This is a genomic window from Mesorhizobium sp. B2-7-1 (genome assembly GCF_006440735.1).
Lineage (GTDB): Bacteria > Pseudomonadota > Alphaproteobacteria > Rhizobiales > Rhizobiaceae > Mesorhizobium.
In genome coordinates this window covers 1-13313 of the sequence record NZ_VFUA01000038.1, presented here as the reverse complement: position 1 = coordinate 13313, position 13313 = coordinate 1, and the positions used below count along the sequence as shown (strand labels likewise).

At 65.3% G+C, this 13313-nt stretch carries 10 protein-coding genes; 4 read left to right on the top strand and 6 right to left on the bottom strand.

The window, feature by feature from the left end; translation table 11 throughout:
- Positions 1-174 precede the first annotated feature (174 nt).
- The 3 genes from FJ471_RS16155 (at position 175) to FJ471_RS16145 (ending at position 5158) form a co-directional block, all read left to right on the top strand.
- Positions 175-2247 carry a hydantoinase/oxoprolinase family protein gene (locus FJ471_RS16155; protein WP_140804667.1) on the top strand — a complete coding sequence of 691 codons (2073 nt, stop codon included), beginning with the start codon at positions 175-177 and terminating at the stop codon, positions 2245-2247.
- A 1-nt stretch (position 2248) separates the two neighbouring features.
- Positions 2249-3961, top strand: a complete 1713-nt coding sequence (locus FJ471_RS16150; protein ID WP_140804665.1) for a hydantoinase B/oxoprolinase family protein — start codon at positions 2249-2251, stop codon at positions 3959-3961.
- Positions 3962-4084: 123 nt separating this feature from the next.
- Positions 4085-5158, top strand: coding sequence for a phosphatase PAP2 family protein (locus FJ471_RS16145; protein WP_140804663.1), 1074 nt, complete (start codon positions 4085-4087; stop codon positions 5156-5158).
- A 69-nt stretch (positions 5159-5227) separates the two neighbouring features.
- On the opposite strand, the gene FJ471_RS16140 is transcribed toward FJ471_RS16145, so the two are convergent.
- From FJ471_RS16140 to FJ471_RS16115, 6 genes are read right to left on the bottom strand one after another with little or no spacing between them, the layout of a single operon-like run.
- On the bottom strand, positions 5228-5689 hold the full coding sequence (locus FJ471_RS16140; RefSeq protein ID WP_140804726.1) for a MarR family transcriptional regulator: 462 nt from the start codon (positions 5687-5689) through the stop codon (positions 5228-5230).
- On the bottom strand, positions 5686-6270 hold the full coding sequence (locus tag FJ471_RS16135) for an amino acid synthesis family protein (protein ID WP_140804661.1): 585 nt from the start codon (positions 6268-6270) through the stop codon (positions 5686-5688). The genes FJ471_RS16140 and FJ471_RS16135 overlap by 4 nt, the downstream gene beginning before the upstream one ends.
- A complete protein-coding gene (locus FJ471_RS16130; RefSeq protein ID WP_140804659.1) occupies positions 6263-7147 on the bottom strand; it encodes a UPF0280 family protein in 885 nt (294 codons plus the stop codon). The genes FJ471_RS16135 and FJ471_RS16130 overlap by 8 nt, the downstream gene beginning before the upstream one ends.
- Positions 7147-8688, bottom strand: coding sequence for a 6-hydroxynicotinate reductase (locus FJ471_RS16125; protein WP_140804657.1), 1542 nt, complete (start codon positions 8686-8688; stop codon positions 7147-7149). The genes FJ471_RS16130 and FJ471_RS16125 overlap by 1 nt, the downstream gene beginning before the upstream one ends.
- Positions 8685-11468, bottom strand: coding sequence for a molybdopterin-dependent oxidoreductase (locus tag FJ471_RS16120; RefSeq protein WP_140804655.1), 2784 nt, complete (start codon positions 11466-11468; stop codon positions 8685-8687). Before FJ471_RS16120 ends, FJ471_RS16125 begins: the two co-directional genes overlap by 4 nt.
- A complete protein-coding gene (locus FJ471_RS16115) occupies positions 11465-12322 on the bottom strand; it encodes a xanthine dehydrogenase family protein subunit M (protein WP_140804653.1) in 858 nt (285 codons plus the stop codon). Before FJ471_RS16115 ends, FJ471_RS16120 begins: the two co-directional genes overlap by 4 nt.
- A gap of 302 nt (positions 12323-12624) precedes the next feature.
- On the opposite strand from FJ471_RS16115, the gene pncA reads away from it, so the two are divergent.
- The gene (gene pncA, locus FJ471_RS16110; protein ID WP_140804651.1) at positions 12625-13239 is read left to right on the top strand and encodes a bifunctional nicotinamidase/pyrazinamidase; all 615 of its coding nucleotides are present in this window, start codon (positions 12625-12627) and stop codon (positions 13237-13239) included.
- The last annotated feature ends 74 nt before the right edge of the window (positions 13240-13313 follow it).

Sequence of the window (13313 nt, the reverse complement as noted above, 5' to 3'; positions counted from 1 at the left end):
TCTCCTGCGCGCCCGAACGTTCAGGTTCCGGCGCGCTCTCTGCACACTGCCAAGCGGTAAGCTCTTGTGTCCGGAATTTATTAGTATACAAATGATATTCAGGTCAAGATGGCAGCGTAAAACGCCTTTCCAAACCGAGGCATATCCGTAGTCCTGGCATTTCGAGTTTCGGCAATGAATGAGAAATTTTCGGCGTCGGCGGGAAGCGTCGTTGCCGGCATCGATGTCGGCGGAACCTTCACCGATCTGTTGCTGATCGACGGCAAGGCGGGCGGCAAGGTCCATATCGCCAAGACGCCGACGACGGTGGAAAACCAGGCTTTCGGCGTGGTCGCCGCGCTTGGCGCGACCGGTTTTCCGATCGACGGCATCGACCTTATCGTGCACGGCACGACGACCACCACCAACGCCGTGCTGGAGCGCCGGCTGGCGCGGACCGGCATGATCACCACGCGCGGCTTTCGCGACGTGATCGAGCTTGGCCGCCGCACAAGGCCGCAGGCCTATGGCATGACGGGCACTTTCGTCCCGGTCATTCCCCGCGACCTTCGGCTGGAAGTGTCGGAACGGGTCGGGGCTTCGGGCGCCGTGCGCATTCAACTCGACGAAGCCGAGATGCGCGATGCGGTGAAAAAGCTGCTCGAAGCCGGCTGCGAGTCGCTCGTCATCCATTTCCTGCACTCTTACGCCAACCCGTCGCATGAGCGGCGCGCCGCCGAGATCGCGGCGGAGCTTTGGCCGAACGGGCATATCACCACCGGACATGCACTGCTTTCGGAAGCGCGCGAATTCGAGCGCGGCGTGACGGCGGCGGTCAACGCTTCGGTGCAGCCGATCCTCGAGCGCTATGTCGAGCGGCTGCGCAAGGAACTTGCCAGCAAGGGTTACGCCCGCGACTTCCTGATCATGAACGGCAATGGCGGCATGATCTCGGCCCGCTTCGTCACGCTGGAATCTGCCAAGACCGTGATGTCTGGCCCGGCGTCGGGCGTGATCGCCGCCGCCTATACGGGCAAGCGCGCCGGCTTCGGCAATCTCGTCACCTATGACATGGGTGGCACATCGACCGACGTGGCGCTGATCCGCAACGCCGAGCCCGCCGTCTCGAACGAGATCGAGATCGAATATGCGATGCCGATCCATGTGCCGATGGTGGCGGTGCACACGGTCGGCGCCGGCGGCGGTTCGATCGCCCGCGTCGATGCGGCCGGGCTGATCCAGATCGGCCCGGAAAGTGCTGGCGCCAATCCCGGCCCGATCTGCTACGGGCGCGGCGGCACCGAGCCGACCATCACCGACGCCAATCTGGTGCTGGGCCGCCTGGCGCCGAGGAAGCTGCTCGCGGTCGACAATCCAGTCACCGTCGAGCGCGTGACCGGCATTTTCGAGGACAAGATCGGCAAGCGCACCGGCCTGTCCGGCGTCGAGGCGGCAGGCGCGGTGCTGCGGCTCGGCAACATGAAGATGGCCGGCGCCATCCGCATGGTTTCGGTGTCGCGCGGCCACGACCCGCGCGATTTCGCGCTGTTCGCCTTTGGCGGCGCCGGACCGCTGCATGCGACCGCGCTCGCCCGCGAACTCGGCCTGCCCAGGGTGCTGGTGCCGGCGCGCCCGGGCATCACCAATGCGCTTGGCTGCGTCGTCGCCGACATGCGGCATGACTTCGTCAACACAATCAACATGCCCGTTGCGAGCGTCGATGAAGCCAAGCTTCGCGAGGTGCTGGAACGGCACCGGGACGAAGGCGAGGCGTTGATCGCCAAGGAAGCCGTCAAGCCCGACGCGATCCGCGTCGCGCATACCGCCGACATGCAGTTCGTCGGCCAGACCCACATCATCAACGTGCCGCTGCCCTCGTCTTCCGTCTCACGGGAAACATTGCAGCTTCTGTTCGAAAAAGCCTATTTCGCCCGCTTCAAGGTCGAGCTGCCGGAGATCCGCGCCAATCTCGTCAACCTCAACACCTCGGTCACCGGCGTACGGCCGCAGATCGACCTGTCGCGGCTGATCGACCCGGCTGGACGGGGGGCAACGCTCGAGGAAGCGCGGCGCGAGATCCGGCCGGTCTGGTATCACGGCATTTGGCACGACACACCGGTCTATGCCCGCGAAAAGCTGCCGCTCGACGCAACAATCGAAGGGCCGGCGATCCTGGAGCAGATGGACGCCACGACCGTGCTCGAACGTGGCGACCGCGCACGCTCGGACGCCGACGGCAACATCATCATCGACATCGGCGAGGCCTAAGATGGCAAAGCTCGACACGATCACGCTTTCGGTGCTGCAGGCGGCGCTGCAGCAGGTCTGCGACGAGATGGACCTGACCTTCTCCCGCGCCGCCTTCTCGCCGGTCATCGCCGAGGCCAATGACCGCTCCGACGGCATCTATTCGGCGGTCGACGGCTCGCTCATCGCGCAAGGCAGCCAGGGCCTGCCGGTGTTCGTCGGCGTGATGCAGTATTCGACCAAGACCGTGATCGAGATGATCGCCGACGGGCGCTGCCTAGCGCCGGAGCCGGGCGACATCTACATCGTCAACGATCCCTATCTCGGCGGCACGCATCTGATGGATGTGCGCTTCGTCATGCCGGCCTACCGGGGTGGCAAGATCTTCTGCTGGCTTTCCAACACCGGCCATTGGCCGGATATCGGCGGCTCGGTGCCGGGCGGGTTTTCGGCCTCGGCCACGGCGGTCGAGCAAGAAGGGCTCAGGCTGCCGCCGGTGAAACTGTTCAAGAAGGGCGTGCTCGATCCGGAGATCTACGCCATCATCTGCTCGAATATCCGGGTCGCCGACCAGCGCATCGGCGACATCCGCGCGCAGGCCGCGGCACTGCTGATCGGCCAGGACAGGCTCAATGAAATCCTGGATCGTTACGGTGACGAAACCGTCGTCGAGGCGATTGCCGAGCTGCGCCGCCGCGCCGCCGAGCAAATGCGCGCCTCGATCGCCGTCATCCCCGACGGTACCTACCGCTCGCAGGCCTTCGTCGATTCCGACGGCGTGGTGAACGAGCCGCTGACCATCAATCTCGCTGTCGCGAAGAAGGGCGATACGCTCACCTTCGATTTTGCCGGCTCATCGAAACCTTGCGCCGGGCCGATGAACAGCGTTCTGGCGACCACGCTATCGTCCGTCTACCTCGCCATGCGCCATATCTTTCCGGAAGTGCCGATCAGCGCCGGCGCCTTCGAGCCGCTGCACGTCAAGCGGCCGGAAGGCACGTTCCTCGACGCCAAATATCCTCGGCCCGTGTCAGGCTGCGCGGCGGAAGTCTCGCAGCGCATCGCCGAAGCCGTGTTCGCGGCGATGGTGCAGGCGCTGCCGGAAAAGGTGACGGCCGCACCCGCCGGCTCCAGCGGCAATTTCGCGCTCGGCGGCAACGACCCGGCGCGCGGCCGCGACTATGTCATGTACCAGATCTCGGGCGGCGGCTACGGCGGCAATGTCGGCCATGACGGACTGAGCAATGGCTGCTCGACCATCGGCATCTCGAAGTCGCCTCCGGTCGAGATCATGGAGCAGGCGTTTCCGGTACTTTACCGGCACTATGCGCTGCGCGAGGGCTCCGGCGGCGCGGGAAAACATCGCGGCGGCTTCGGGCTCGCCTATGAAGTCGAGATCCTGCGCGGTGAAGCCCGCGCTTCCTTCGTCATGGACCATGGCCGCTTTGGGCCACAGGGCGCTCTCGGCGGCAAGGACGGCGCGCCGAACAGCGTGACCGTGTTCAGAAGTGGCGAAGCGCATGTGCCGCCGCATCTTTCCAAGGAACAGGACATCGCGCTCAAAGCCGGGGACCGCGTGCGTGTCGGCACGCCGGGCGGCGGCGGCTATGGCGATCCGCGCGAGCGCGATCCGAAGCAAGTCGCCGAGGATGTCAGGCTTGGCTACTATACGGCCGAGCAGGCCAGGGAGATGTTCGACGCCGGTATTTCGTCACCGCCAACCTCTCAAGTATAGCGTACGTATATTACATATCCCTAATGCTATTGTTTCCGGGCGCTTCAAACACAAAGCAATCGGATAAGGATGTATTAAATAAACAACTATAGATAGACCTCGACGGCGTTTCGGGGGACGTTGATGGTGCTATCCGGCGATTTACTTGAGGATGCAAGCTCGCCAGGCCAGGTGCGATGGCAACTCGGTCGGCTCGCGCGTTACCCCGAATTGGGCAATGTTCCGCAAAAGCTGTTTGGGCTCTGCCTGGTCTATATTGCCGTGGCGGCGCTGATCTGGCCGTCGGCATATTACACGATGGCGCAGATGTATTTGCCGCGGCTCTTCATCCTTGGACCGCTCGGCTTTCTGGCCGTGGCGATCCCGGTGGCGATGGTCTTGTCGCCGAAGGCTCCGCTCACATTCATCGCGATGTCGATCCGTGCCAATGGGTTGCGGGCGGCGATCATCGTGATCGTGTTCATCCTGATGCTCTCCGCGTTCACGACCTACAAGGTGAACATACCCGACATCGTTCCCTTTTACTGTGACGAAGCCCTGGCCGATTTCGGCGAGCTGCTGCACGGCCAGGCGCCATGGCGCATCGTTCACGCATTCGATTCCGACCTTCTGGCGATGGTCGTGTCGGTGACCTATGCCAAACTCTGGTTTCTCGAATGGTTCGGCTTGGTGTTTTTTGCAGCACTGCTCGCCAACCAGCCGGTGCATCTGCGATATCTCACCGCGATGGCCCTTGTGCTTGTAGTGGTCGGAACGGTCATGGCGACGCTGTTTTCCTCCGTCGGCCCGATCTTCTACGATGAGTTGGTGGGTGGCGATCGCTATGCGGAGCTTCTGGAAGTGTTGAAGCAGCGGCCCGGCAACGAGCACGTGCTGTCTTATTCCAGCTACCTTCTTGCCACGTACAGGACCGACATGCTGGCGCTTGGTTCCGGGATTTCCGCCATGCCCAGCATGCATGTGGCGATCGCCACGCTGAACGCGTGCTACCTTGGGCGGCTCAACCGTTGGCTCGGCATTGCGGGCTGGGCATTCGCGATCGCCATCCTGTTCGGTTCGGTGTATTCGGGCTGGCACTATGCTGTTGACGGCTACGTCTCGATGCTGGTCGTGGTCTTGATCTGGCGGCGCACCGCAAGCATCAGCGACGGCAAACCGTATCCTTTCCGCCTGATGCAGGCCGCGCAAACGCTCTAGGGCAATTCCGGGCGGAAGGCTACGGCAAAGCCGCCGAGCCCAACCGCTCACACTTTTCCTGGAATTGCTCTAAGCCAGCTTCGCCAGCAGCCGCAAAAAGGTTGCGGTCTCCTTGGCCGTCAGCGGCGCCAGTGTTTCCTCTGTAATCGTGCGGGCAAGCGGGATCAGCCGCTCGATCGCCGCGCGGCCTTCCGGCGTCAGGTTGACCAGCAGCCGCCTTTTGTCGACCTCGTGCTTGGAGACTTCGACCAAGCCCCGCGCCTTCAGCCGGTCGATGACGCCCTTCACGGTGGCGGCGTCCATCGCGATCAGCGTTCCGAGCTGGTTCTGCGAGGTCTCGCCGATGTCATGAAGCTTGGCCAGAGCAGCGAATTGCGGCGGCGTGAGATCACCAATATGCGAGGCGAAGAGCGCGACATGGCGCTGATGCGCCTTGCGCAGGATGAAGCCGACCTGGTCCTGCAGATGGTAGTTGTTCTCGTCGCCGTCTTCGGCCTCTACGAGCCGCAGCAGATTGTCCTCGCCGCTCATCTCAAACCGTCCCATGCCTTGATGTCCTGCGCCGCCAGGCCGCCCATACGGTTGTGGACGCGCGGACCACAGGTCATGGCGAGGCAGAACAGGATCTCGTCCGGACGCGGGCCATCGCTGATGCCAACCTCCATGGCGTCGAAATGGCTGCGCACATAGGCGGCGTTGATATGGCCGAGCGGCACGTCGAGCTTTGAACCGAAGGCGCCGACCTTCTTGGCCGACGGCACGATGGCCTTGGCGTCGCCGAGGCGCTCGCGCATGGCATAGCCGCCCGGCACGTGCCAGAGCGCGCCGTGCTCCAATTCGCCGGCGGCGCCGACGATGGCGCCCTTGCCGTAACCGTCTATCTTCTTCACGTCGCCGCCGAGCGCCGCGATCAGCCTGTCGGAGAGCAGAAGCCCGAGCGGCTTCAGGTCTTCCATCGCGCCTTGCAGGTCCTCGACATAGCGGCCGGCGAAGGGGTTCTTGACCACGGCGAGAGCCGCCGCGCGAAGGCGAGGTTCTTTCGCCACAGGGCCGCCATCATGGAAAATCTCCTCGGTCAGCACCGCGACCTTGCGGATCGGAAAGTCAGGCATGGGCAGTTTCCTTCGCTTTATGTTTGTTGGGCGCGGCGAGCGACACCGAGCCACTGATGCGGGCCTCGCCCGCGAGAAACAGCGCCGATGCGGCGATCAGGCCGCGCCGGCGAAAATCTTCGGCGACGGCAAGGCCGTTGTCCAGCGCCCGCGCAATCTCGCCGGGCGCGAGCGCGCCGACGCTTTGCGTCACCAGCATCTCGCCGAGATCGCTGTCGGGCGCCAGGTCGCGCGCCGCGGCGCGGGCGATGGCCGGATGTCCAGGCAGGTCGACGGCATTGGCGATCAGCGTCGCCGCCGCGTCGGCCTCGGCGCCAGTCGGCGCGAGAACGGTGACGGCGTCGGCAATACCCAGCGAAAACGACCGGCCGCGCCAGCCGCTGGTGGCAACGCCACGCACGCCATCTTCGGCGCGGATGGTGACACGATCAGCCATGCCATTGCCGGTGCCGGCAATCGCCACCATCATCGACTGGCTGAGGCCAAGATGGAGAGCGCAATCGCCGCCATTGTTGACGTAAGCGCGCTCAAGCCGGCGACCGGCGAGCATTGAGCCAAGAATTTCGTCGGCTACCGAACCGGCAACGGCGGCCATCGGCGTGATGAAGCATTCCGCCAACGGCATGACGGCTGCTTCCATGCGGCGCGCGGTCGGGCCCGCGAAATTGCGTGGCGCCAGGAAGAATGCCGGCAGGCGCAATTCGGGAAGCTCTTCGACCACCTCGATCAGGATCGTCTGAAAGCGAGCGACCGCCTGTTTGTAAGCGGCGCGGCATTCATCCGTTTCGCCGAAGGCCTCGACGATCAGGTCGATCGGCCCATGGTTGAGATGGAGCCGCCTGCCGTCGGCAAGCCAATGCGCCTGCGGGCCGTTCATCAGCCGGCACCATTCGCCGCCGCACGCCGCAGCTGCGCCAGCGGCGGCCAGGGGTTGTTGACCGGAGCCCCGGTGTTGCTGCGCGGATTGAGATACTCGCCGCCCTTGGCGAGGATATCCTCGACGCTGCGTATCTCGTTCTCGTAGCCGCCGAGCCGGACATAGTCGTCGCGGCGCAGCGTGAATTCGATCGGCGCCACAAGGGCCGGCGTCGGCACATAACCAAAAGCGCCTTCCGGCACGCGGGTGACGTCGACCATCAGCGTGATGCCGCCGCCCGGCCAGACATAAACCGGTGCACCGCCGACGGTCACATAAGTCTTCAATCCCTGCACCGAGCGGGTGAGGTTGACAGGGTTTTCGGTGACGCCGGCGCGCAGCGAACCGCCAGCGCCGCCGATGAACAGCACCGTGCACAAAGCCGGCTCGCAATTGTCCTCGATCAGCCCGACGGATTTTTGCAGCCGCTCGGGAAACGGCCTTTGGACCGGCTTCAGCTCATCGTCGAGCTCGTAATAGGCGAACTGCTCGCCGGTGGTCGACACCATCAGCAGCGACAGGCCGGGACGCGCGCCCTTCTTGGCGTTCCAGTCGCCCAGGATCGACAGCGGGTCGGAGATCGTGGTGCCGCCCCAGCCGAGGCCCGGTTCTGAGACCTTGAAGTAGCGGCCAGGGGTCGAACGGCGGCCGATGATCTTGATGCCCGTATCCTCCCAGCCCAGCACCTTGCCGGCCTGGTGCTCGGAGACGACGCCGGTGATGTGGTCGTCGACCACCACCACCTCGTCGACGAGGCCGCGCCATTGCGTGGCGAACATGCCGATGGTGGCCGAGCCGCAGCCGACGCGCATGCGGTGCTCGACCTTGCCGTCGATGACCGGCGCCTTGCCCGCCTCGACGACGACCGTCGCGCCGCCGTCGATGGTGAGCTCGACCGGCTTGCGGTTGCACAGGTTGAGCAGCGCGTCGCAGGTGGCGCGGCCTTCCTGCTTGGAGCCGCCGGTGAGGTGATGGACGCCGCCGAGCGACAGCATCTGCGAGCCGTATTCGCCGGTCGTGACATGGCCGATCGCCTCGCCTTCGACACGCACGATCGCCGTCTCGTCGCCGATATGGCGGTCGGTGTCGATCTTCACCTTGACGCCGCAATAGGAGAAGATGCCTTCGGTGACGACGGTGACGAGATCGACGCCTTCGACCTCCTGGCTGACGATGAAGGGCGCCGGCTTGTAATCCGGATAGGTGGTACCGGCGCCGATGGCAGTGACGAAGCGCCGGCCGGTGTTGACCAGCTCGCCGTTCCAGGCTTCGCCCTCGGCGACGAAGGGCACGACCGCGCCGCCGGCCTCGGCGGCGTGGTCGAGGATGGTCAGCGGATCCATGCGCACAATGCGGCCGCCGACATTGCCGTAGCGGTCGCAGGCGCCGGTACGGCCGTCGGCGATGTAGCACATGACAGGGCAGGCGTCGCAGCGGATCTTTTCCGCCAGCTGCTTCTCGCCCGGATCGTGGGTTTCGAAACGTTCGGCAAGCTCGCTCATCGGCGCGCCTCCTTCTCACGGATCGCCGCCAGGATACGGCTCGGCGTCGCCGGCACCTTGGTGACCAGGACACCGGTGGCATGGCGGATGGCGTTGAGGATCGCCGGCGCCGTCGGGATCAGCACATGCTCGCCCAGGCCCTTGGCGCCGAAGGGTCCTTCCGGGTCCGGAACCTCCACCAGAATGTGCTCGACCGGCGGCACGTCGCCGATGGTGGGGATGAGGTAATCGTGCAAGTTCTCGGTGCGGCCGGGGATATATTCCTCCATCAGCGCCATGCCGATGCCCTGCGCGATGCCGCCCTCGATCTGGCCTTCGACCAGCACCGGATTGATCGCCTTGCCGACGTCATGCGCGGCGGTGATCCTGATCAGCTTCACGGTGCCGAGCTTGAGGTCGACGTCGAGTTCGGCGATCTGCGCGCCATAGCCGTAGACGGCATAGGGCTTGCCCTGGCCCTTGGCGTCGAGCGGCAGCGTCGGCGGGTCGTAGGTTTCCTCGGCGACGAAGACGTAGCCATCGGCATCGGTCTTGAGCGCCGACAGATCGATGCGCCGCGCGGCATCACCTTCGTGGATGGAGATGCTTGCGCCGTCGAGCGCGATCGTCGCTTGCCCGGAGACGTTGGCGAAGCGCAGGATTTTTTCGCGCAGCGCGCGCCCGGCCTTTTCAGCGGCCTTGCCTGTCACAAAAGTCTGGCGCGAGGCGGATGTCTTGCCGGCGTCGGGCGTGATGGCGGTGTCGGCGCTCTTCAGCTTGAACCTGTCCAGCGGCAGGCCGAGCGCGTCGGCGCAAATCTGGGTGATGACGGTGTTGGAGCCCTGGCCGATATCGACCGCGCCCTGGTGCAGCACGACGTCGCCCGAGCCCGAGATGCCGACTTTGATGGTCGAGGGATTGGGCAGCGAGGTGTTGCCGCAGCCATACCAGCAGGAGGCGACGCCGACGCCGCGTTTGCTCGCCGTGTTGGTGGCATTGAAGGTTTCGGCATCGGCCAGCGCGCGCGCCCAATGCGGCTGAAGCTGCTCCAGGCATTCGCCGATGCCGACGCCCGTTTCCAGAAGCTGGCCGGTGACGGTTTCGCAGCCGTCGCGCAGGCAATTCTTCAGGCGGAAATCGAGCCGGTCGATGCCGAGCTTGCCGGCAAGCTCGTCATAGAGCATCTCCTGCATGATGGTGGACTGCGGCACGCCGAAGCCGCGGAAAGCGCCGGCGATCGGGCCGTTGGTGTGGATGGCATAGCCGGTCGCCCGGTAGTTCGGCGTCAGATAGGGGCCGGAGGCATGCACGGGGACGCGATTGGCGACCGTCGGCCCCCAGCTGGCATAGGCGCCGGTGTTGAAATCGCCCTCGAAGACCATGCCGGTGACACGTCCTTCGGCATCGGCGCCGATGGTCGCTTTCATCTCGGCCGGATGGCGCTTGGTGGTCGACATCATGGATTCGTTGCGCGTGTAGGCAAGTGCCGCCGGCCGCCCAGTCTTCATCGCGACAAGGCCGATGAGCGGCTGCAGCGAGACGTCGAGCTTCGAGCCGAAGCCGCCGCCCGTGGCGGTCGGCACGATGCGCACCTTGTCGACGGCAAGGCCCAGCACCTTCGCCGTCTCGTCGCGGTCCATGTAAGGCGCCTGGGTGCAGGCGACGACGACCAGCGTGTCGCCATCCATATAAGCATAGCCGGCTTCCGGCTCGATATAAGCGTGCTCGACGAAGGAGGTCTCGATGGCGCCGGAGACGGTGGCGGCCGCGCCTGCAAGCGCTGCTTCCGGATCGCCGCGCTCGACCAGGCCGGAGGTGAGCAGGTTCGCCGGACGGTGGCTGTGGATTAGCGCGGCACCTTCGGCCTTCGCCTCGCCGGGCTGCAGCATATGCGGCAGCTCGGTCCAGGAAATCGGAAAATCCGTCAGGTCGAGATCGAGGATCGCCTCGCGCTCGCCCGCCACCAGCGCCACCGCCTCGCCGCGCAGCCGAGCAAAACCCTCGGCCAGCGCCGGCTGGTCGGCGAAGGGGCCGATGGCGCCGAAACAGTTCTTGCCTGGAATATCGACGGCGGTGAAGACGCCGGCGATGCTGGGGTGTGCGTCCGCCCATGTCTGCAAATCGCCGAAGCTGAAGCGGGCGTGATAATGCGGTGAGCGAACCACCAGCACCGATAGCGCATCGGCCGGAAAAGAGTCGCCGCCAAACTTCTCGTCGCCCGTGACTTTCGGCACGCCGTCAAGGCGGATCGGCGAGGCGCCAACGGCGTGGCCTGCTTGCGGCAGGCGAAGGTCGACGCCGTTCATATGCCGCGAGGCCTGCATCACCGCCGCAACGATTTTGCGATAGCCGGTGCAGCGGCACAGCACGCCGCCCAGCGCGTCCTGCGTCTCGGCTTCGCTCGGCGTTGGATTGCGCTGCAGCAGCGCGGTGGCCGCGACCAGCAGGCCGGGCGTGCAGATGCCGCATTGCGCGGCGCCGTGTTCGAGGAAGGACGCCTGCAGGGCGGACAGCCTGCCATTGGCAAGGCCCTCGACGGTGGTGACGGAAGCACCTCGCACCGAGGCCGCCGGCATCAGGCAGGCGCAGACCGGATTGCCGTCGACGAGCACCGTGCAGGCGCCGCAATCGCCGGCATCGCAGCCGACCTTGGTGCCGGTCAGCCGCAACTCGTCGCGCAGAACCTGCGACAGGCGCCTGACCGGCGGCACCGAAACGGTGACGGCGGCACCGTTGACCTCGAAAGCAATGTCGGCGCGTTCAATGCCGGATTGGGCGATGCCGGACTGTGCCATGTTCATGCGGCCACCTTGCCTTGGTCGAGCCCGATCGCAGCGCGCACGGCGCGAACGACGATCTCGCGCGCCGCATCCTGCCGGTACTCGGCGCTGCCGCGCACGTCGGCGATCGGTGACAATTCATCCATCGGCGCGGGCAGAACCGCGTCGGCAAGTGCAGGCGTGACCGGCTGGCCGCGCAGGGCGGCCTCCACGCCGGCGAGACGGCGGGCGACCGCCGAGCATGAGCCGACGGCGATCGCCGCTTCGGCAACGACGCCATTCTCGACCACGAGCCGCGCCGCCGCCATGGCGATCGAGATGACGAGATAGCGCCGCGCGCCAAGCTTGACGAAGGCCGAATTGCCAGCCGTGGAGCGCTTCGGCACGCGGATGGCGGTGACCATCTCGCCGGCCTGCAGCGCCGTGCGCCGATTGCCCAGGATGAATGCGCCGAGCGGCAGATGGCGGATGGCTTTCGCCGAGCGCAGCTCGACATCGGCGTCGAGGGCCAAAAGCGCCGGCACGCCGTCGGCAGCGGGCGAGGCGTTGCAAAGATTGCCGGCAACCGAGGCGACATTCTGGATCTGGACCGAGCCGACTTCGCGCGCCGATGCCTTCAGCGCATCGAATGCGGCTGGCAGGGAGTGGCGGACGACGTCGGTCCAGGTCGTGCGGGCGCCGATCCGCCAATGCTCGTCCGTCTCGGCGATGCCGCGCAATCCGGCGAGACCGTTGATGTCGAGGATGTTGTCACGGAAGGGTTTGGCGCCCTGCGCCGGATAGAAATCCGTGCCGCCGGCCAGAATGCGCCAACGATCCTCGCCAAGCAAAGCGAGCGCCTCGTCGACCGTGGTGGGTTTCGCGTAACGGATCACGCTTTGCCTTCCCGAAAAGGGCCTTCCCAGAGCTTAGGCCTTCCCGTGGCCTCCCGAAGTGCCGGCTTCGGATCTTCTTGCCGGTCCCCGGACCGGTCAAATTCATTCGTATGCAAATGATATCAGGCCGGTCGGAATTGTCAAAGCCGGAGTTTGCGCCGCCAACACCTGAACGCGATTGTTATGGCGCCGGAGGTTGACGCCGCCGGCCATCTGGTCAAGGTTCCCTCTTCGGTCGCGTCAGCGGCTTTTGGACTGGAGCCCGCAAGCCAGACGAGAGGGCTGAAACGAGAGGGAGCCGCATGGCCGAAGAAGCGCTCATCGTCATCGACCTGCAGAACGATTTTTGCCCCGGCGGCGCGCTGGCGGTTGCCGGCGGCGACGAGATCGTGCCTTTGGTCAACGACCTGATCCGGCGGACCGATCATGTGATCCTGACGCAGGACTGGCACCCCGCCGGACATTCGAGCTTCGCCTCCAGCCATCCCGGCAAGCAGACCTTCGAGACGATCGAGATGCCTTACGGGCCGCAGACGCTGTGGCCGGATCATTGCATCCAGGGCAGCCTCGGTTCCGATTTCCATTCAGGGCTTGCCTGGACCAAGGCGGAACTGGTGATCCGCAAGGGCTTCCGCACGGCGATCGACTCCTATTCGGCCTTCTTCGAGAACGACCATAAGACACCGACCGGCCTTGGCGGCTACCTCAAGGAACGCGGCATCGACACCATCACCCTGGTTGGGCTGGCCACCGATTTCTGCGTCGCCTTCTCGGCGCTCGACGCGGTGAAGCAGGGTTTCAGGACGACCGTGCGGCTCGACGCCTGCCGCGGCATCGACCTCAACGGCTCGGTCGAGACGATGCTGAAGCGCATGGACGAAGCCGGCGTGACGCTCGAAAAACATTCGGCGGACTGACCGGGCTGTGGGGAAGGTTCCCCCTCACCCGGATTGCCAGCCGAATTGCGAAGGGCAATTCGGGGCAATCCGAC

Excerpts from the sequence above, each read along its gene's own strand:
- FJ471_RS16140 (WP_140804726.1), bottom strand. The coding sequence starts at position 5,689 with ATGAGCGGCGAGGACAATCTGCTGCGGCTCGTAGAGGCCGAAGACGGC.
- FJ471_RS16150 (WP_140804665.1), top strand. The coding sequence starts at position 2,249 with ATGGCAAAGCTCGACACGATCACGCTTTCGGTGCTGCAGGCGGCGCTG.
- pncA (WP_140804651.1), top strand. The coding sequence starts at position 12,625 with ATGGCCGAAGAAGCGCTCATCGTCATCGACCTGCAGAACGATTTTTGC.
- FJ471_RS16155 (WP_140804667.1), top strand. The coding sequence starts at position 175 with ATGAATGAGAAATTTTCGGCGTCGGCGGGAAGCGTCGTTGCCGGCATC.
- FJ471_RS16130 (WP_140804659.1), bottom strand. The coding sequence starts at position 7,147 with ATGAACGGCCCGCAGGCGCATTGGCTTGCCGACGGCAGGCGGCTCCAT.
- FJ471_RS16125 (WP_140804657.1), bottom strand. The coding sequence starts at position 8,688 with ATGAGCGAGCTTGCCGAACGTTTCGAAACCCACGATCCGGGCGAGAAG.
- FJ471_RS16120 (WP_140804655.1), bottom strand. The coding sequence starts at position 11,468 with ATGAACATGGCACAGTCCGGCATCGCCCAATCCGGCATTGAACGCGCC.
- FJ471_RS16145 (WP_140804663.1), top strand. The coding sequence starts at position 4,085 with ATGGTGCTATCCGGCGATTTACTTGAGGATGCAAGCTCGCCAGGCCAG.
- FJ471_RS16135 (WP_140804661.1), bottom strand. The coding sequence starts at position 6,270 with ATGCCTGACTTTCCGATCCGCAAGGTCGCGGTGCTGACCGAGGAGATT.